At 64.3% G+C, this 17,166-nt stretch carries 21 protein-coding genes; 20 read left to right on the top strand and 1 reads right to left on the bottom strand.

Annotation, left to right across the window (positions count from 1 at the left end; genetic code table 11):
• Positions 1-4: 4 nt before the first annotated feature.
• The 20 genes from E9536_RS20210 to E9536_RS20310 all read left to right on the top strand — a co-directional run bounded on the left by E9536_RS20210 (position 5) and on the right by E9536_RS20310 (position 16,792).
• Positions 5-1,471: a DUF1073 domain-containing protein gene (locus E9536_RS20210; protein WP_136470465.1), complete on the top strand. Its 1,467-nt coding sequence runs from the start codon at positions 5-7 to the stop codon at positions 1,469-1,471.
• A complete protein-coding gene (locus E9536_RS20215; RefSeq protein ID WP_136470466.1) occupies positions 1,468-2,223 on the top strand; it encodes a phage minor head protein in 756 nt (251 codons plus the stop codon). The genes E9536_RS20210 and E9536_RS20215 overlap by 4 nt, the downstream gene beginning before the upstream one ends.
• Position 2,224: 1 nt before the next feature.
• Positions 2,225-2,518 carry a DUF6527 family protein gene (locus tag E9536_RS20220; protein ID WP_136470467.1) on the top strand — a complete coding sequence of 98 codons (294 nt, stop codon included), beginning with the start codon at positions 2,225-2,227 and terminating at the stop codon, positions 2,516-2,518.
• Positions 2,519-2,750: 232 nt separating this feature from the next.
• The gene (locus E9536_RS20225; RefSeq protein WP_136470468.1) at positions 2,751-3,272 is read left to right on the top strand and encodes a hypothetical protein; all 522 of its coding nucleotides are present in this window, start codon (positions 2,751-2,753) and stop codon (positions 3,270-3,272) included.
• Between the two features lie 145 nt (positions 3,273-3,417).
• Complete coding sequence (locus tag E9536_RS20230; RefSeq protein ID WP_136470469.1) at positions 3,418-4,887, top strand: DUF2213 domain-containing protein; 1,470 nt, start codon at positions 3,418-3,420, stop codon at positions 4,885-4,887.
• A gap of 10 nt (positions 4,888-4,897) precedes the next feature.
• Positions 4,898-5,404, top strand: coding sequence for a hypothetical protein (locus E9536_RS20235; protein ID WP_136470470.1), 507 nt, complete (start codon positions 4,898-4,900; stop codon positions 5,402-5,404).
• A 69-nt stretch (positions 5,405-5,473) separates the two neighbouring features.
• Positions 5,474-6,565 (top strand): DUF2184 domain-containing protein, encoded by a 1,092-nt coding sequence (locus E9536_RS20240; RefSeq protein WP_136470471.1) that lies wholly within the window; start codon positions 5,474-5,476, stop codon positions 6,563-6,565.
• Between the two features lies 1 nt (position 6,566).
• Positions 6,567-7,034, top strand: coding sequence for a hypothetical protein (locus E9536_RS20245; protein ID WP_059863049.1), 468 nt, complete (start codon positions 6,567-6,569; stop codon positions 7,032-7,034).
• 63 nt (positions 7,035-7,097) lie between these two features.
• Positions 7,098-7,481: a DUF4054 domain-containing protein gene (locus E9536_RS20250; protein ID WP_136470472.1), complete on the top strand. Its 384-nt coding sequence runs from the start codon at positions 7,098-7,100 to the stop codon at positions 7,479-7,481.
• Between the two features lie 28 nt (positions 7,482-7,509).
• Positions 7,510-7,989 (top strand): hypothetical protein, encoded by a 480-nt coding sequence (locus tag E9536_RS20255; RefSeq protein ID WP_136470473.1) that lies wholly within the window; start codon positions 7,510-7,512, stop codon positions 7,987-7,989.
• A 43-nt stretch (positions 7,990-8,032) separates the two neighbouring features.
• Positions 8,033-8,428, top strand: coding sequence for a phage protein NinX family protein (locus tag E9536_RS20260; protein WP_136470474.1), 396 nt, complete (start codon positions 8,033-8,035; stop codon positions 8,426-8,428).
• 88 nt (positions 8,429-8,516) lie between these two features.
• Positions 8,517-8,888, top strand: a complete 372-nt coding sequence (locus E9536_RS20265; RefSeq protein ID WP_136470475.1) for a hypothetical protein — start codon at positions 8,517-8,519, stop codon at positions 8,886-8,888.
• 4 nt (positions 8,889-8,892) lie between these two features.
• The gene (locus E9536_RS20270) at positions 8,893-9,483 is read left to right on the top strand and encodes a hypothetical protein (protein WP_136470476.1); all 591 of its coding nucleotides are present in this window, start codon (positions 8,893-8,895) and stop codon (positions 9,481-9,483) included.
• Positions 9,484-9,492: 9 nt separating this feature from the next.
• Entirely contained in the window at positions 9,493-10,968 is a 1,476-nt protein-coding gene (locus tag E9536_RS20275) for a DUF3383 domain-containing protein (protein WP_136470477.1), read from the top strand.
• A 15-nt stretch (positions 10,969-10,983) separates the two neighbouring features.
• Positions 10,984-11,424 carry a phage protein gene (locus tag E9536_RS20280; RefSeq protein WP_060276460.1) on the top strand — a complete coding sequence of 147 codons (441 nt, stop codon included), beginning with the start codon at positions 10,984-10,986 and terminating at the stop codon, positions 11,422-11,424.
• Between the two features lie 2 nt (positions 11,425-11,426).
• Positions 11,427-11,966, top strand: coding sequence for a phage tail assembly chaperone (locus E9536_RS20285; protein ID WP_136470478.1), 540 nt, complete (start codon positions 11,427-11,429; stop codon positions 11,964-11,966).
• 740 nt (positions 11,967-12,706) lie between these two features.
• Entirely contained in the window at positions 12,707-14,935 is a 2,229-nt protein-coding gene (locus tag E9536_RS20295) for a mannosyl-glycoprotein endo-beta-N-acetylglucosamidase (protein ID WP_136470480.1), read from the top strand.
• Positions 14,932-15,507, top strand: a complete 576-nt coding sequence (locus E9536_RS20300) for a phage baseplate protein (RefSeq protein ID WP_060276468.1) — start codon at positions 14,932-14,934, stop codon at positions 15,505-15,507. Before E9536_RS20295 ends, E9536_RS20300 begins: the two co-directional genes overlap by 4 nt.
• Positions 15,507-15,824, top strand: coding sequence for a hypothetical protein (locus tag E9536_RS20305; protein WP_136470481.1), 318 nt, complete (start codon positions 15,507-15,509; stop codon positions 15,822-15,824). The genes E9536_RS20300 and E9536_RS20305 overlap by 1 nt, the downstream gene beginning before the upstream one ends.
• Positions 15,821-16,792 carry a hypothetical protein gene (locus E9536_RS20310; protein ID WP_136470482.1) on the top strand — a complete coding sequence of 324 codons (972 nt, stop codon included), beginning with the start codon at positions 15,821-15,823 and terminating at the stop codon, positions 16,790-16,792. The genes E9536_RS20305 and E9536_RS20310 overlap by 4 nt, the downstream gene beginning before the upstream one ends.
• On the opposite strand, the gene E9536_RS20315 is transcribed toward E9536_RS20310, so the two are convergent.
• On the bottom strand, positions 16,789-17,160 hold the full coding sequence (locus tag E9536_RS20315; protein WP_247873473.1) for a hypothetical protein: 372 nt from the start codon (positions 17,158-17,160) through the stop codon (positions 16,789-16,791). The two genes, E9536_RS20310 and E9536_RS20315, sit on opposite strands and share 4 nt — an antisense overlap.
• Between the last annotated feature and the right edge of the window lie 6 nt (positions 17,161-17,166).

The raw sequence follows: 17,166 nt of genomic DNA on the forward strand, positions 1-17,166 counted from the left end.
CGGAATGTCGAAACGGAAGCAACAGACGCGGCCGCCGCGCGCGCCGGCGGCAACGCATGGCCATCGCACGGTTGACTCGTTCGCCAACTTCGAAGCGCGGCTCGGATGGGGCGCCGACAACCAGGCGTCGGCGGCGCAGTACACGCTGACGTACCAGAGCCGCAACCGCGTCTGGCTGGAAGCCGCCTATCGCGGTTCGTGGATCGTGCGCGCCGCAGTGGACGCGATCCCGGAGGACATGACCCGCAAGGGCATCGAGATGTCCGGGCTCGATCCGACCGACGTGTCGAAGATGGAGACGGCGCTCACGCGTAAGGCGATCTGGGACCAGCTCTGCGACACCGGCAAGTGGGCGCAGCTGTACGGCGGTGCGATCGCGGTGATGCTGATCGACGGCCAGGACATGTCGCAGCCGCTTCGGCGCGAGACGATCGGGAAAGGCCAGTTCAAGGGCCTGCTCGTGCTCGACCGCTGGATGGTTGCGCCGCCGGTCGGTGAGGTCGTGACCGAGTTCGGCCCTGATCTCGGCATGCCGAAGTACTACGACGTGCTGCCGACGGCGATCGGTTTACCGCAGGGGCGCATTCACCATTCGCGCGTGCTGCGAATGGACGGTGAAGCACTGCCGTTCTACCAGCGCATCAGCGAGAACGGCTGGGGCCTGTCGATCCTCGAGCCGATGTGGGACCGGCTCATCGCGTTCGACAGCGCGACGGTCGGTGCAGGACAGCTCGTCTACAAGGCGCATCTGCGCACGCTGAGCGTCGAGAAACTGCGCGAGATCATCGCGGCCGGCGGCCCGGCGCTGAACGGCCTGCTGAAGCAGGTCGAAATGATCCGGCTCGGGCAGTCGAACGAGGGCATCACCCTCATCGACGCGACCGACAAGTTCGAGACGCACCAGTACACGTTCAGCGGGCTGTCCGACGTGATGCTGCAGTTCGCGATGCAGCTTAGCGGCGCGACGGGCATTCCGCTCGATCGCCTGTTCGGCCAGCAGCCGGCCGGCCTGAGCGACACCGGCGAAGGATCGCGCCTGCTGTATCACGAGAAAGTGCACACGCGGCAGGAGCGGCGGCTGCGCAACCCGCTGCACGGGCTGCTCGACGTGATGTGTCGTTCGGAAATCGGGCAGCCGCTCCCCGAGGACTTCTCGTACGAGTTCAACCCGCTGCAGGAGATGTCGGCCGCGGAGAAGGCAGAGATCGGCAACAAGACGGTCGATTCGGTGACGAAGGCCGTCGACGCCGACCTGATTCCGCGCAGCCAGGGCATGCGCGAGCTGAAGGCGTCGTCGCCCGATACCGGCATGTTCGGCGACATCCCAGACGATGCGATCGAGCAGGCCGAACGTGACGAACAGGGCGAGGATCCGCCGGGAATTGATCCGACGCTTCCGCTCGGCCCGCTGCCGGGTGCGGGCGCGCGCACGAACGATTCTCTGCTTCGCAGGCTTTTCCGACGTCGATGATTCTCACCCTCGATCGAAAGCGCGACCGGCGCAAGAACCCCGTTCGGCTGAGCGGTGCCGAGCGGCAGTACGGCAGCCAGTTGCGCAAGATCGCCCATCAGGTCGGCGTGCTCGTGAACGGATTTCCGGCCGATGACGCGTCGTATGCGCCGACGATCGAGGAACTGCTGCGGCGGTACGCCGAGGCGCTCGCGCCGTGGGCGGAAGCGACCGCCGCGCGCATGATCGCCGACCTGAACCGGCGTGACGAGCAGATGTGGATGAAGCAGGCCGCAGACATGTCGCGCGCGCTGCGCGAAGAGATCCGCGGCGCCGCCACCGGCGAGACGATGCGTGCGCTTCTGTCCGAGCAGGTGCGGTTGATCAAGTCAATTCCGCTGGACGCTGCCGAGCGTGTGCACCGGCTGACGCTGGAAGGAATCGTCGACGGCACGCGCGCCGCGCAGATCTCGAAGGCGATTCAGGAGTCCGGGCAGGTCGCGAAAAGCCGGGCCGACACCATCGCGAGAACCGAGGTTAGCCGCACGGCCGCGACCCTCACCGAGGCGCGCGCACTCGACGTGGGCAGCCCCGGTTACTTCTGGCGGACGTCGGGAGACTCGGACGTGCGCGAGGACCATCGCGAGCTGGAAGGCAAGTTTTTCACGTGGGACAAGCCGCCGATCGCGGATAAGCGGTCCGGCGCGCGGGCGCATCCGGGCTGCATCTACAACTGCCGATGCTGGGCCGAAGTCGTGCTTCCGAAGGGGTGATATGGCGAAGATGAAACGCGACAGCAGCGGATCGTTGCTGTTCGAGTGCCCATGCGGCGAGCTGCACGTCGTCTATCCGCATGGTTGCGATTCGCCGAACCCGGCGCGATGGAACTGGAACGGCAGCGTGGATGCACCGACGTTGTCTCCGTCGATCCTCGTTTCGTGGCCCGGGCCCGGTGACCAGCAGAACGTCTGCCATTCATTCATCACGGATGGCCGGATCCAGTTCTGCGGCGACTGCACACACGAACTCGCCGGGCAGACGGTCGAGATTCCCGACTGGGTGGACTGAACGTGACGACACATCGAACGACGTTGCGCGTGCGAGTGCGCACCGCGTGGTGGTTGCCGCTATACGTCCGATCCCTGGCCGTCTGGTGCCGGCTCACGCGCACCGAACCCGACTACGAGCGAATCCGCGGCGTCATTGCGCGCGGCGTCCGATCCAGCATCGAACGCTGAACGTTCAGCAATCGCGCGCACACCGTACCAGCCGGGCCAAGCCCGTTAGACCCGACTGATCAATGCCCAAGCATCTGCACATCTACTTCCATACGTATGACGCGTCGTGGGAGGAATCGAAGCATCCGCGAGCCGCGAACGGCCAGTTCGGAGCAGGCGGGGCCACTGGGCCGACGGCGGCCGCGCCGACGACGCTGAAGGGCAATGAGCTTGGCGACTTCACCAGCATGAAGGAACTACGCCAGAAGGCGATCGCCTACGGCAAGCAGTTCGCTGGGAAGAAGTTCAAGAACGTGGCGACGGGCAACCAGATCGAGGTGACGAACGGGGGGATCCGACACACCGTGGCGACCGGTCACGATGAGGTGCTGCGTTCCATCCCCGCGTTGCCGGACCTGTTGACGAAGGCTCGGTTGATCGACTCGCAGCCCGACAAGCGTGGTGATCCGAACGTCAAGGCGGTCGAGACGTACTCGGCTCCGCTCAAGCTGGACGGCAAGAGCTATCGGGCGGTGATCACGGTGAAGGTGTTCTACGACGGCCATCGGTACTACAACCAGGGCCTGGTGCGGGAAGGGGAATAGGGCCGGCCGTCGTTTAAATAAGGCACCCCCTGCCTTTCGGCAGTCGGCTCACCTCCGGCGACCGTCCCAGTTCGCATTATAGCCAAGTCCTCGCGACTTGCAGATTCCCTGCTGAATCAACGACGTACCTCCAATTTCGATCCAGATGCGGACCATTCGAATTCCTACGGCGGACCACGCTTGTAGTTGCGGCGCCGGCGGCGCACGCGCACGCGCGCATACGCGCGACGGCATCACCGCGTCGGGCGTGTATGCGACCGAGCAACTCGGCGAGCGGCAGTCGATCACGCCCGAAGGTTTCCTGCTCTGCGAGGCCGTACCGATCGCGCGCGTCGGCGCGCAGGACTACGCCTATTTCGAGCTGCCCGAGATCGAGGCGAAGGACGGCGTCATCGTCGCCGAGCGCACGGCCGACGTGCTGTTCAGCCCCGAGACGCTCGCCAGTTTCGAAGGCAAGCCGATCACGATCGACCACCCGCCGGATTTTGTGACGCCGGCGAACTACATGTCGGTGGCGCGCGGCACGGTCCGCAACGTACGGCAAGGTGAGGGTGACCAGGCCGAGCTGATGCTCGCCGACCTGCTGATCACCGACGCCGAGGCGATCCGACGTGTCCAGAGCAAGGGTGCGGACGCGCTCACACAGGTCAGCAACGGCTACGACGCCGACTACGAACAGATTGCGCCTGGGCGGGCGCGACAGGTGGTGATCGTGGGCAACCACGTCGCCCTCGTGAAAAGCGCCCGCTGTGGCCCCGTGTGTTCGATCGGGGATAGCAGTTCCAACCTACTCCCGACAGGAGATGCAAGCATGGCAACCAAGAAAGGCTCCAAGTTCGTCGACGCGTTGCGCAAGGCGTTCATGACGCGCGATTCCGAAGCGTTCGAGAAGGTCGCGAGCGAGATGACCGGCGACGAAGGCGGCGAGGGTGGCGACGGCCAACCCCAGATTCACATCCACATGCCTGGTACCGGCGCCGATCCGAAGGCGGCCGTCTCCGCGACGGGCGACGATGGTGTGGGCGGTGGCGAAGGTGATCCGCTCAAGCAAGTGCTCGACGCGATCCAAGCCACCAACGGCAAGATCGACGCGCTCGCCGATCGCGTGACGAAGCTCGAAGGCGGGGGCACGCAGACCGGCGACGGTGACGGCGATGACGACGATCTGGACGGTACCGGCACGATGGACAACGACGGTGCAGGCGAGGGTGACGACGACAAGACCGGCGCGCGTACTGGCGACAGCACCGCGCTGCGCGACCAGTTCCAGGACGCGCTCTCGCGCGCCGAGATCCTCGCGCCGGGCGTGCGGCTGCCGACCTTCGACGCGAAGGTTGCACGCAAGAAGACGGTCGACGCCATCTGCGTGCTGCGCCGCCGCGCGCTGCGCGCGGCGCTGGAAAACGAGAACGCCGAACTGGTCAAGTCGGTGGTCGGCGGCGCCAACGTGGCCAGCATGACCTGCGATTCCGTGACGGCGTTCTTCAATGCAGCGTCGGAGGTCGTGCGCGGCAAGAACTCCGGCATGACGCAGAGCCGGACGAACGATTCCACTCAGGCCGAGCGGAAAGACATCAACGCAATCCACGCGGAATTCTGGAAGGTCCGCAAGTAAAGGAGCCGACATGCCCTCGTTGCAAGCTTATCAATATCGCATGCCGGCAGGCTTTGCCGGTGACCTTCAGCGCGCCGAAGTCGCCACGATCGAGACGCAACTGATCGATCCGGCGGCGCCGCCGACGGCTTTCGGTGTGCCGGTGAAGATGGTGAACGGCAAGATCCAGCCGATCAACAACGCGGCCGACACCGCCGCGCTCGTCTACGGCGTGAACCTGCGCGCGTACCCGATCCAGGGCAACGGCAACGATCCGCTCGGCACGTCGACGCCGCCGACCAGCGGCCCGACCGACATCCTGAAGCGCGGCTATTTCAATGCCGCGCTGGGCGGCACCGCGCCGGCCACGAAGAACGGCACGGTTTATGTGCGCGTCGCGGCGGCCGCTGCCGGCAAGCCGCTCGGTGGTTTCGAAGCGGCCGCTGACGGCACGAACACGGTCGCGATGCCCTCGAACTGGTATTTCAACGGCCCGGCCGACGCGTACGGCATCGCCGAAATCGCCGTCAACATCTGATCCGGCGCTGAACAGCGCTTCACCCGAGGCCCCGCAATCGCGGGGCTTTTGCATTTCTGGAGCCATTACATGGACATGTCCGAACTGAAGCACCTGCGCCGGGCCGGGGCCTCGATCCCGATGTCGGCGGCCGTCGCGGATGCGACGCGCCGGCTGATCCGCGCGCGTACGCAGGACCAGCAGTACACCTACGATCGCGCGACGATCGACTCGACCGGCGTATTCCTGAACGGTCAGCTCGAACGCCTCGACCAGACGCTCAACGAGCCGCTCGTCGAATACACCTGGTCGCGCGACATCTACATCCGCAGTGACGTGTCGGCGGCCGACGAAGTCGCGTCATTCACGAACTCGGCGTTCGGGATGAGCGGCGGTATCAACCCGAACGGCCTGAACTGGATCTCGAACGAGGGCAACGCGCTGGCGGGCCCGTCGGTCGACATCGGCAAGACCGCGCAGCCGATGCTGCTCTGGGGTGCCGAGGTCAAGTACACGGTGCCCGAGCTGATCAAATCGCAAGCGCTCGGCATGCCCATCGACTCGCAGAAGGTCGAGGCGATGAACATGAAACGCAACATGGACCTGGACCAGATCGTCTACTACGGCGATCCGCAGATGAGCTTCACCGGGCTGGTGAACTCGATCGGTGCTGTCGGGAGCGTTTCGAACGTCGCGAACGGCGCCGCCGGCACGCCGCAGTGGAACACCAAGACGCCGGACGAAATCCTGAAGGACGTCAACGAGATCCTGACGTCGGCGTGGCAAGCGTCCGGCTGGAAAGTGAAGCCGAACCGCCTGATGCTGCCCCCGGGCACGCTCGGTGGCATCGCGGCGCGCATCATCAGCAACGCCGGCAGCAAGTCGATCCTGACGTACCTGCTCGAGAACAACATCTGCACGCAGCAGGGCACGCCGCTGGAAATCCTCGAGCTCAAGTGGCTGATCGGCGCCGGCGCCGGTGGCACGCAGGGCCAGCTCGGCACCGTGGACCGGATGGTGGCGTACAACAGCGACAAGAAGTACGTCCAGTTCCCGATGACGGACCTGCAGCGCACGCCGCTCGAGTATCGCTCGCTGTTCCAGATCACGACCTACTGGTCGCGTATCGGCCGCGTCGAATGGCGCTACGGCACGACGGCCGCTTACCGGGACGGTATCTGACATGGCGAAGATCAACGTTCTGACGGCGTTCACGATCCGGCTTGCCCGCGAGGGCGAGGAAGTCATTCGCCGCGTCGAGGCTGGTGTGCAGGAAGTCGAGGACTTCATCGCCGAGCACTGGTACGCGAAGGCGCACACCGGCCCTCTGCCGGAGACTTCCGGCGATTCGGCTGGATCGCAGAGCGACGCGACCGATCAGGCGGCGGCAGCCGCAGCGGCGAAGGCGAGCCTCCAAGCCGAGTCCGATCGTCTCGACAAGCTGCGTGCCGAACTCGATACGTTCGGCAAGGGCCTGGACGACCGCGCGGCGGCGCTCGACACGCGCGAAGCTGCGGTTGCGGCGAGCGAGCAGGATCTCGCCGCGCGGGTTGCCGCCTTCGACGCAGCCCAGAAGGACGCCGCGGCGGCCGCGAAGGATGGCGCAGCCGACGGCGCGGCGCAGAAGTCCGGCAGCGGGAAGAAGGCATAATGGCCTCCCGGCGCTGCGCCATGCTGGCGCGCGCCGGGCATCCGCATATTGGCAAGGTGACACGTGGATATCGCCCAGTTCCGACAGTCGTTTCCCGAGTTCAACGACACGACGACGTACCCCGACTCTCTCGTTCAATTCTGGATGACGGTCGCGGTCTCGCTCGTCAATGCCGATCGCTGGGGCGAGCTGACTGATCTGGGCGTCGCGCTGGTCACTGCGCATCATCTCGCGCTGGCGTTGAAGGATCAGAAGACGGCGGCAGTCGGCGGCGTGCCCGGGCAGGTGACCGGGCCGCAGTCGTCGAAGGCCGTCGACAAGGTCAGCGCCAGCTACAACACCGAGGCCGTCGCCATCAAGGACGGCGGCTTCTGGAACGCCACGATGTACGGCGTTCGTTATCTCAGCATGGCGCTGATGATGGGCTCGGGCGGCATTCAGCTGTAATGCTGTCGCCGCCCATCGGGAGAATCCCATGGACGGCATGAAAATCGACCGCCTCGACGAGGTGCTGAAGTCGATCAGCGGGCTCGTGCAGAAGGAGGTGCTGGTCGGCGTGCCGGACAGCACGGCCGGCCGGAAGGATGAGGGCGAGCCGCTCAGCAACGCCGAAATCGGCTACATCATGGAAAACGGCTCGCCGGCGAACAATATCCCGGCGCGCCCGCACCTGGTGCCCGGCGTGCAGGACGCGCGGCCGAAGTTCGAGCCGCAGCTTCAGAAGGGCGTCGAGGCGGCGCTCGACGGCGACCTCGAGAAAGTCGACCGCAGCCTGAATCGCGCCGGCCTTGTCGCACAGAACTCGGTTCGCGCGAAGATCAACAGCAACATCCAGCCCAAGCTCGCTGACTCGACACTGGCCGCGCGCCGGCGCCGCGGCGTCATGCGCGAGAACACGCTGGTCGATACCGCCCAGTACCGCAACTCGATCACTTACGTGGTCCGTAAGAAGTAGAATTGCGAGAGAGGCGGCCGCCTCGCGTGCGTATGGAGACGGAATGAAGATTTCGGAATTGACCGGCGGAGAGTTGGATTACTGGGTCGCTCTCGCCGATCTGGAGCAAGGCTACATGCACGGCCATATGACCATGCGCGCCAAGCGCAACATTGCTGGCGAACTGATGGTGCACTTTGGCTCCGATGATCTTGGTTGGGACTTCTGGCATCCAAGCAGCTCATGGGCGCAAGGAGGCGCGATCATCGAGCGCGAACGGATCATCCTCAAGCCATTTGAGGATGGAATGTGGGGCGCGGCATACGAGTTTGATGCTGATGCGCGCGGCGGGATGTTCTATATACACCGTTCGCAAGAGGCAACTACGCCCCTGATCGCTGCCATGCGCGCCTACGTCGCCTCGAAATTTGGCGATGAGGTTCAGGACGCGGCAGCCTGAACTGAGAAGTTCAACCAGGGCACAGGCAATCTGCCTGTGAATCGAAAGAAACCCGCTTTGGCGGGTTTTTGCTTTTCTGGGGCTTCGCATGGCCTTCCTCGACGTCACCGACGTCCTGCTCGATCCCGACTTCATGGACATGGGCCTGATCTGCAACCGCATGACGCAGGTCACGGACGAGAAGGGGCGGGCGCATAACACGCCCACCTCGACGCCGTTCTCGGCCGTCGTGACGAGCGACAAGGGCGACATCCTGCATCGGAATGCCGATGGCAGCCGGATCGTCGGCTCGATCACCCTGCACACGATGTTCCGGCTGATGGACGGGAGTGCCGGCCATGACGCCGACGAAGTCATGTGGGCGGGGCGCACCTACACCGTCGTGAACGTGAACGACTATTCGCACTTCGGCCGCGGCTTCGTCTGCGCGACGTGCGACCTGAAGCCTCTTTCGGGATGACCCCATGAACGACAGCTCGACCGGCGGATACCTGGCGCCAGCCGTCGATGCGCCGCCGGCCGAGGACGATGCCCTTGACGATCTGGTGCACGACCTGATTGCGGGCGTCACGGCGCTGCCGCCTGACTTCGTGCGGCCGCGCTGGCAGCCGACCGTGCCGAAGCAGCCTGAGCCGTCCGTCGACTGGTGCGCGTTCGGCGTGCAGGAGCAGGAGCCGGACGCGGGCCCGGCGATTCAGCACGACGGCACGGGTGACGGGCACGACACGTACATCCGGCACCAGGACGTCGACGTGATGTGCACGTTCTACGGGCCGCGTGCAAAGGGATACGCGCAGCGCCTCGCCGACGGACTCGCGATCCCGCAGAACCGCGAGCAGCTCCAGTTGCTGGACATGGCGTTCGTCGGCGTCGGTGCGATCCGCCCGGCGCCCGATCTCGTCAATCAGCAGTGGGTGCGGCGCTACGACATGACCGTGACGCTGCGCCGCAAGATCACCCGGACCTACGCGGTCCTCAACCTCAAATCGGCCACCGTGGCGACGACGACTGGCTCGTCGACGCCCGTGGCCGGCGTTTCGAACATCCACTCGTAGGGGACCAGCATGTCCAACGGATTGCCGGTATCGCGTCTGATCAACGTGACGATCAACCTCGCCGCACTCGCGGCGCAGGGCGCGAATCTGAACACTGGGCTGATTCTCGGCCCGTCGGCCGTCATCGATACCAATGAGCGTGCGCGCTCGTACGGCGGCATCGACGAGGTGACGCCCGACTTCGGCACCAACACGCCGGAGTACTACGCCGCTGCGCTGTACTTCAACCAAAAACCGAAGCCGAAGGAACTGTTGATCGGCCGCTGGGCGAAGACGGCGACGTCCGGGTCGCTGCGTGGTGGCGTCCTGTCGACGGCGCAGCAGGACATCACTGTCTGGAAGGCGATCACGACGGGCGCCTTCAACATCACGATCGATGGCACCGCGAAGACTGTCACGGCACTCGATTTCTCCGCGCAGACTAACCTGAATGGGGTCGCGACGGTGATCAACGCGAAGCTGACCGGCGCGACGATCGCGTGGAGCGGCTCGCAGTTCGTGGTGACGTCGAGCACGTCCGGTACCAGCTCGACCGTTGGGTTCGCGACCGCGCCAGGCAGTGGCACGGACGTGTCGTCCATGCTCGGACTGACCAGCAGCCTCGCCGGTACGCCGGCGGCCGGCATTGCACCGGAACAGCCGGTGGACGCTGCTGCGGTGTTCCTTGACCGCTTTGCGAACCAATTCCTCGGACTCGACTTCGCTGACGCGTCGATCACCGACGCGCAGCACATCGCGGTCGCAACGCTCATCGAGGCCGACCAGCGCCATATTTATGGCATCACGACGCAGAACCCGCAGGTGCTCGACTCGACTGTGTCGACCGACATCGCAAGCAAGCTGAAGGCGCTGAATCTCCAGTACACGGTCGTGCAGTACTCGAGCGCGACGCCGTACGCGGTGTCGTCGCTGCTTGGCCGGCTGCTGACGGTGAACTTCGACGGGAACAACACGACGATCACGGTGATGTTAAAGCAGGAGCCGAGCGTCGCTGCCGAACAACTGACCAGCACGCAGGCGAACACCCTGCAGGCGAAGAACTGCAACGTGTTCGTGAACTACAGCAACGACACGTCGATCATCCAGTATGGCGTGACACCGAGCGGCCTGTTCATCGACTCGGTATACAACGCGATCTGGTTCCGTAACCGGATCGAGACGGACGTCTACAACCTTCTGTACCAGAGCCCGACGAAGATCCCGCAGACCGACGGCGGCAACGCCACGATCGCGGCCACGATCTCCGCGGCCGGCGAGGCGGGGGTGAACAACGGGTATCTCGCGCCGGGCGTCTGGAATTCGGCCGGTTTCGGCGCGCTGAGTCAGGGCGACACGCTGGCGCAGGGCTACTACGTCTATGCACCGCCGATCGCCACGCAGTCACAGGCCGATCGCGAGGCGCGCAAGTCCGTCACGTTCCAGGTCGCGGCGAAGGAAGCCGGCGCGATCCACAGCGTCGACATCCTCGTCAACGTCAACCGCTAACAAGGGCATCTCAACATGACGACTTACAGCTTTCAGGACGTCGCGGCGACGATCGTGGGCCCGGGCGGGGCGTTCTCGCTCGGCTACGGCGAAGCAACCGCGGAAGAAGGCATCACGATCGTGCGCGCGGGCGACAAGAACACGATGACGATCGGCTCGGATGGCGAGGGCATGCACAGCTTGCATGCCGACAAGTCTGGTCAGGTCACGCTGCGCTACCTGAAGACCGCGCCGATTAACGCGAAGCTGATGGCGCTGTACGACGCACAGTCGCTCGACAGTCGCCTGTGGGGCAAGAACCTGATCGAGGTTCGGCAGACGGCGGCCGGCGACGTGATGACCGCGCGCAGCTGCGCGTTCAAGAAGGCGCCGGATCTGAAATACGCGAAGGACGGCGACATCGTCGAATGGGTCTTCGACTCGATCAAGATCGACAACATCCTCGGGACGTACTGAGCATGACGACCGAAGTCCAACTGAACAGCGTGCGATACGCGATCGGCAAGCTGAGCGCGATGCAGCAGTTCCACGTGTCGCGGCGCATCGCGCCGATCATCCCGCCGATGATTCCGGTGCTGATGAAGTTCTACGCCGAACTCGAGCAGGCCGATGTCGCGCGCGAGCAGGCCCGCGCGAACGCCGCGCTTGCGGCGCTCACCAGCGGCGAGGAGGCGGCGCCTGTAGTCGACCAGCCGCGCGAGCTGCTGACGCTCGTCGATGCAATCGCGCCGGTGCTGCAGCCGTTCGCTGATGCGCTGGCCGGCCTGAAGGACGAGGACGCCGAATACGTCTTCGGCACGTGCCTGTCTGTCGTCGAGCGCCGGCAGGGTGCTGGCTGGGCGAAGATCTGGTCCGCCGCTCACAAGACGTCAATGTTCGACGACATCGGCATCGACGTGATGCTGCCGCTCGTCGTGCGCGTCGTGGTGGCGAACCTCGGCAATTTTATTCAAGGTCTCCTTTCCAGCCCCGGGGCGAGCGAGACCTCGGCTCGTTAGAGTTACGGAGCCTTCCGGGAGGAGAGGACTGGCTGTTGTATCCGGTCATGCGCGGCATGTGTAGCTACGAGAGCTTGAAGGATGGCACGTTGGACCTCGCCGACATTGCGCTGATGAATGACATGCTAGCGGTTCAGGGCGAGAATCAAGCGCTTATTCAGGAGCATCTGAGTAGGATTCAAGAGGCAGGCGCCTAAACTCGTCCTGCATCTCCTTCAGCCGTGCAATTCTCGCTTTGTGCGCTTCCTCCGCTGTGGCGAAGTTCCCGACATGGATTTGCTTCCCGTCGAGACCAATGCGAGCGCGCCATACCCCTCTACTGGGTCGCCAGTCGACTCCGGCATAGCCAGACTTGTTGCACGCGTATGCGCCTCGGTTGCGCATGTTTTCGGCATGCGTAGCTTCGCGGATCTGAGTGATTCGATTGTCAGATCGGCGACCGACTCGATGGTCGAGTTCGTCGTCCGGCCATCTCCCGTGAATGTACAGCCACGCGAGGCGATGCGCCTTGTGCATTACTCCGTCGATGCTAATGTCAACGTACCCTTGGTTGTTGCTGCCGGCCTTCGATCCAGCTTTCACGGTTCCGCGAGATACGCGCCACGTGAATTCGCCAGTTCCAGGATCATAGTGAAGTAGCTGTTTGAGACGATCCTGCGTGAGTGCTTTTGTTCGTGACATACGCGGTTTAGATGTCAGACGGTATCGACCTGAAATGGTACCCATCATCGGATTAAAAAATGGCCGATAGCGTAGTCATCCGTGAATTTCTCGTGGCTTTGGGCTTCAAGGTCGACGAGAAGGGCCTGAAGAACTTCAAGGAAGGCGTCGAAGGCACGACGAAGGGCGTCAAGCAGCTGATCGCCACCGTATCCGGCGCCGCGCTCACGGTGAGCGCCGGCGTCGCGGCATTCGCGTCGAAGCTCGAGCGCCTGTATTTCGTGTCGCAGCGCACGGGCGCATCGGCAACCAACCTGCGCGGCTTCGAGTTCGCCGCGCGCAACATGGGCGTCTCCGCCGAGGCGGCCACCGGCACGATCGAGAACCTTGCGCGCTTCCTGCGCAACAACCCGGCGGGCGAGGGATACCTCGCGACGCTGGGCGTGCAGACGCGCAACGCAAACGGCGAGCTGCGCGACACGGTCGACATCATGTCGGACCTCGGGAAGTCGCTGGCGAACAAGCCGACCTGGCTTGCCAACCAATACGGCAACATTCTCGGCATTGACGAGAACCTGATGCTCGCGATGCGCAACGGGGACTTCGAGAAGCTCCTGAAGCAGTATCGCGAGATGTCGCAGACGACGGGTCTGGACAAGGCTGCGGACGACTCGCACCGGTTCATGACGCAGCTGCGCGGCCTCGGCACGTCGTTCGAGAATCTCGGCATCCGTGTCGAGGGCGCGATGCTGCAGAAGATCGGGCCGAGCCTCGATCGCTTTCAACGGTGGATGGACGAGCACGGCGATGAGATCGCGAATCGGATTACCGATGTCGCGAACGCTGTCGTAAAGGCGGCCGCAGCAATGGGGCCGCCGCTAGCCTGGCTGGCCGACAAGTTTGTAGAGCTCGATCGTGGCACCGACGGGTGGTCGACGAAGATTCTGCTACTCGGCGTGGCATTGAAGGCGCTGGGTGTGTTTCGGATCGCTGGCGGCATCCTGAAGATGGCAGGGGCCTTGCGCGCAGCGGGTGCGGCGACGACAAGTGCTACTGCCGCGAGTGGCGGTCTGCTTTCGGTGCTCGGCAGTCTCGCGACGGCAGTGGCTGCCGTCGGTGCTGCGTTCGCAGGTTGGAAGATCGGCGATGCGCTGCGCGATAAAGTCGACGGGCTGATCGCTCAGCTGTCGGGCGGCCGCTTCCGCTCGTTGTGGGACATCCTCACGCTGAAAGATCGCCGCGGCCTCGACGCGACCGGCGGCTACACGCAGGAGGAAATCGACAGCGTGAAAGATGGAGGCGGCGCGAAGCTGACGCCGCCGCGCTCTGATCAGCCACCGACTCAGGCGCCATCCAGTGCGCCGGAACCGACTCCCGTTCGCGAGTCGTCGGGGACACCGGCTCCTGCCCCGGCAGCGGCACCGGCGGCGGCTCAGGCTCCGGCTCCATCAGGTGCGCCTGTTCCGGCTTCAGCGCCCGCGCAGCCTGGCGAAAAGGCATCTGTACCGAGTTCGGTAACGTCCGGTCCGAAAAATCTGACTCAGCTGCCGCAGCAGCCGCAGCTGCCGGCGCCGCAGATTGAGCGTGTTTCCATTCCCGACGACAGCGGTCTCGCCGGCCGTCTCGGCCAGCTCGCGGACACGGCGTTCGGCAAGCTGATCGCACGCGGTGAAGGCGATTACAACAGCGTGAATCGCGGCGCGCGAGGCGGTTACCGTGCCGGCACTGAGAACCTCGAGGGTATGACGCTGGCGCAGGTCATGGCCGCGCAGCGTGCCGGGCAGTTCAACGCGGCCGGACGCTATCAGATCATCGGCAGCACGCTGGCCGAAGCTGCGCGTGGGTTGAAGCTGAGAGGCAATGAGATGTTCGATCGACGGCTTCAGGATCGGATCTTCGAGCAGTACCTGGTGCGCAACAAGCGGCGCGCGATCGCCGACTACGTGGAAGGGCGAAGCGGTGACCTGCGCGCGGCATTGCGGGCAGCATCGCGCGAGTGGGCGAGCGTGGCAGATCCGGATACCGGTCGCAGCTACTACGCTGGCAAGGGAAACAACCGCGCGAGCATCTCGGCTGCCGAGATGGAGGCGGCGCTGCGCAATACGCGCGCGACCTATCAGCAGCCGGTTGCCGCGATGGCGCAAGCCGCGGCCACGTCGGCGGCTGCGACGAAGGTCGAGGTGAACCAAACCACGCAGATTCACGTGAGCGGCGCTGGTGATCCAGCCGCAGCGGGCCGGGCAGTTGAGCGTGAGCAGCGTGCGGTGAATTCCGACTTGGTTCGAAACCTTCAGGGGGTAGTCGCATGATCCTCGACATGATCATGATCTCGCCGAAGAAGATCGGCAGCATTACGGTGCAGGTCGCGATCGAGGAGGTTTACAACGACGAGCTCACGATCACGGAACATCCGGTCGAGCAAGGGGCGCAGATCACCGATCACGCCTTCAAGCGGCAGCCGGATGTCGCGATACGTTGCGGCTGGAGCAATGCCGATTACGAGGCACTGCTCGGCGCCGCGGAAGCGACGTTCGATGGCGGTGGCCTGCCATCGGCGCAGTACGTGAATGCGATCTACTCGCAGCTGCTTGCGTTACAGCAGGCACGCACGCCGTTCGATGTAACGACGAGCCGCCGCTTCTACCAGAACATGCTTCTGCAGGGGCTGCGGCTCACGACTGACGCCAAGACGTCGAGCGCGCTGATCCTGACGGCGACGCTCAAGCAGATCCGGATCGTGTCGACGCAGGTTACGAAACTGCCTCCGAAAGAGAACCAGGCCGATCCAGCTTCGACGGCTGAAACAGGCAATGGCGGCACGAAAGCAGCAATGCCCGCGACGCCCGCTCCGGGCGGCGCGGTGCCGCCGGGGAGTATGTGATGCCGAGCTTCTTCGAGATTCCGTTTTCTCCGCGCCCGGAGCGCTTCACCGTGACGCTGAGCGGGACTGACTATCGCCTGACCGTCCAGTACCGCAAGGCCGGCGGCGCGGGATGGGTGCTCGACATCGCTGACGCATCGGACAATCCCCTGGTATCGGGCATACCGCTGGTTACCGGTATGGACCTGCTCGGCCAGTACAAGCACCTTGGGTTCCAAGGGCGGATGTGGGTGCAGGGCGCCGCTGATCCTGACGACGTTGCGACGTACGAGGATCTCGGCATCGGGTCGCATGTTTTCTGGGTGACGGATCAATGAGCGTTCAGCAGTTCGGCCGGAAGGTATCGTTGATCATCGGCTTCGACAGCGGAGAAGCACTTGACTTGTCCGAGCTGCGGATCGTGTTCCGCGTGCAGCGGGGCGATTTGCAGACGCCGAACTCGGCGCGGATCCGCGTCTACAACGTGTCCGCGAATACGGCACGACGAGCCCAAAGTAAGGAATTCACGCGCGTCGTGCTGCAGGCCGGCTACGAGGGCAACTACGGGATCATCTTCGACGGACAGATCAAGCAGGTACGGCGCGGGCGCGAGAGCCAGACGGATACATTCATCGATATCACTGCGGCGGACGGCGACTCGGCGTACAACTTCGCCGTGGTGAACACGACGCTCGCGGCCGGGTCGACGCCGGCCGACCATGTGGCGGCCGTATGCACTGCGATGGGCCAGTATGGCGTGCAGCAGGGCTATCTACCGGAATTGCCGTCGAACCCGCTGCCGAGAGGCAAGGTGATGTTTGGCATGGCGCGGGACTTCATGCGATGGACCGCGCGCACCACGCAGACCGTCTGGAGCATCCAAGACGGCAAGGTGGTGATGGTGCCCGAGACGGCATACATGCCTGGCGAGATCCCGGTGATCACTTCTGCGACTGGCATGGTCGGCCTGCCGCAGCAGACGGCGAACGGCATCGAGGTGAAGATGCTGCTGAATCCGAGCGTAAAGATCGGCCGGCTGATCTGGCTCGACAACGCGAGCATTCAGCAGTACGAGTACAGCTTGAACGTGGGCCAGCAGGCCGAGAACGAGCGGATCGAGATGCAGGCGAAGCTGCAGGACGACGGCTTCTACTACGTGATGCTCGCGGAGGTCAGCGGAGACACGCGCGGCGAAGAGTGGTACACGAGCGTGATCTGCTTGGCGGCCGACGTCACGGTGCTGCCTGACTCGTTCAAAGACAAGGCGGCGGTGCCACCCGCCGACGTGATCAAGAGGTTCGGCTAGCGGCCATACGTCGGCAGCGCCTTGATGGTCATCGTCGTGTTCTCGCCGTTGCGCTTCACGTCCGCGCGGGCGAGCACGTTGAGCGGCATCGACTTAGTCGGCATTTTCGGCACGATGATCACGGCATTGCCGTCGATCGTCTCACCCCAGCAGCCAATGTCCCACACACCGCGGTAGGACTCGTAGCGCCGCATATTCTTCGCGTTGGAAAGCGGCAGGTCGCACTTCTTTGCCGTGTAAAGGATGGTTGGGAACTCGTTCTCGACGGTCACGCCCACCTTCATGCCGGCGAACGGGTAAACGAAGGCGTCGTCAGCGATGGCGGCGAGCGGCGCGAGCAGCGCGGCGGTCAACAGCAGTTTTTTCATTTTCAT

It is taken from the genome of Burkholderia sp. LS-044 (assembly GCF_004803625.1).
In the GTDB taxonomy this organism is placed as follows: Bacteria; Pseudomonadota; Gammaproteobacteria; order Burkholderiales; family Burkholderiaceae; genus Burkholderia; species Burkholderia cepacia.

Bases quoted from the DNA above. Each gene is read 5' to 3' on its own strand.
- E9536_RS20210 (WP_136470465.1), top strand. From the start codon at position 5: ATGTCGAAACGGAAGCAACAGACGCGGCCGCCGCGCGCGCCGGCGGCA.
- E9536_RS20215 (WP_136470466.1), top strand. From the start codon at position 1,468: ATGATTCTCACCCTCGATCGAAAGCGCGACCGGCGCAAGAACCCCGTT.
- E9536_RS20220 (WP_136470467.1), top strand. From the start codon at position 2,225: ATGGCGAAGATGAAACGCGACAGCAGCGGATCGTTGCTGTTCGAGTGC.
- E9536_RS20225 (WP_136470468.1), top strand. From the start codon at position 2,751: ATGCCCAAGCATCTGCACATCTACTTCCATACGTATGACGCGTCGTGG.
- E9536_RS20230 (WP_136470469.1), top strand. From the start codon at position 3,418: ATGCGGACCATTCGAATTCCTACGGCGGACCACGCTTGTAGTTGCGGC.
- E9536_RS20235 (WP_136470470.1), top strand. From the start codon at position 4,898: ATGCCCTCGTTGCAAGCTTATCAATATCGCATGCCGGCAGGCTTTGCC.
- E9536_RS20240 (WP_136470471.1), top strand. From the start codon at position 5,474: ATGGACATGTCCGAACTGAAGCACCTGCGCCGGGCCGGGGCCTCGATC.
- E9536_RS20245 (WP_059863049.1), top strand. From the start codon at position 6,567: ATGGCGAAGATCAACGTTCTGACGGCGTTCACGATCCGGCTTGCCCGC.
- E9536_RS20255 (WP_136470473.1), top strand. From the start codon at position 7,510: ATGGACGGCATGAAAATCGACCGCCTCGACGAGGTGCTGAAGTCGATC.
- E9536_RS20260 (WP_136470474.1), top strand. From the start codon at position 8,033: ATGAAGATTTCGGAATTGACCGGCGGAGAGTTGGATTACTGGGTCGCT.
- E9536_RS20265 (WP_136470475.1), top strand. From the start codon at position 8,517: ATGGCCTTCCTCGACGTCACCGACGTCCTGCTCGATCCCGACTTCATG.
- E9536_RS20270 (WP_136470476.1), top strand. From the start codon at position 8,893: ATGAACGACAGCTCGACCGGCGGATACCTGGCGCCAGCCGTCGATGCG.
- E9536_RS20275 (WP_136470477.1), top strand. From the start codon at position 9,493: ATGTCCAACGGATTGCCGGTATCGCGTCTGATCAACGTGACGATCAAC.
- E9536_RS20280 (WP_060276460.1), top strand. From the start codon at position 10,984: ATGACGACTTACAGCTTTCAGGACGTCGCGGCGACGATCGTGGGCCCG.
- E9536_RS20285 (WP_136470478.1), top strand. From the start codon at position 11,427: ATGACGACCGAAGTCCAACTGAACAGCGTGCGATACGCGATCGGCAAG.
- E9536_RS20295 (WP_136470480.1), top strand. From the start codon at position 12,707: ATGGCCGATAGCGTAGTCATCCGTGAATTTCTCGTGGCTTTGGGCTTC.
- E9536_RS20300 (WP_060276468.1), top strand. From the start codon at position 14,932: ATGATCCTCGACATGATCATGATCTCGCCGAAGAAGATCGGCAGCATT.
- E9536_RS20305 (WP_136470481.1), top strand. From the start codon at position 15,507: ATGCCGAGCTTCTTCGAGATTCCGTTTTCTCCGCGCCCGGAGCGCTTC.
- E9536_RS20310 (WP_136470482.1), top strand. From the start codon at position 15,821: ATGAGCGTTCAGCAGTTCGGCCGGAAGGTATCGTTGATCATCGGCTTC.
- E9536_RS20315 (WP_247873473.1), bottom strand. From the start codon at position 17,160: ATGAAAAAACTGCTGTTGACCGCCGCGCTGCTCGCGCCGCTCGCCGCC.